Below are 533 nucleotides of genomic sequence, written 5' to 3'. Positions count from 1 at the left end.
TGTTTGCAGAGTTCAGACCGATCTCTTCACGCAGCTCCGCATCATCAAACGCTTGTTTCACCAATGCTTGACATGCATCGAAATCGCCATTGATTGCTACAGTGTGGATGTTTTTACCTAGTGTACAAAACAGCTTCTCTTGGAGCGGGCTGATCTTGCCTTTCGGGTAAAGAATCACAACATTAATGTCTTCCATTCCGTAGAAAGCATGCGCTACAGCAGCGCCAGTATCACCTGACGTTGCGGTCAAAATAGTGATCTTGCCGCCATTAGAAACTGCCGCAAGGGATTGCGCCATGAAGCGGCCACCGAAATCTTTAAATGCTAACGTCGGGCCATGGAAAAGTTCTAGCGCGTAAACGCCTTCTTTTACTTGGTAGATTGGTGCTGGGAATTGGAATGCAGCGTCAACCATTGCGTTAACTTGCTCTTCCGCTAGTTCATCACCAATCAGTGCTGATAGGATCTTAGTGCTACGAGAAACAAAATCTTCTGCTAGCAACGCATCAACGTCTTCAAATTTTGGTAATTCC

General features: G+C 46.2%; 1 protein-coding gene. It reads right to left on the bottom strand.

What is annotated here, in order from left to right; all coding sequences use genetic code 11:
- The coding region (gene thrC / locus R7Z47_RS26620; protein WP_318130994.1) for a threonine synthase at window positions 1–533 on the bottom strand (533 nt) is incomplete at both ends.

Origin of the sequence: Vibrio sp. 1641 (assembly GCF_033339995.1) — a bacterium.
Lineage (GTDB): Bacteria > Pseudomonadota > Gammaproteobacteria > Enterobacterales > Vibrionaceae > Vibrio > Vibrio alginolyticus.
This window is presented reverse-complemented; position numbering and strand designations above follow the sequence as displayed.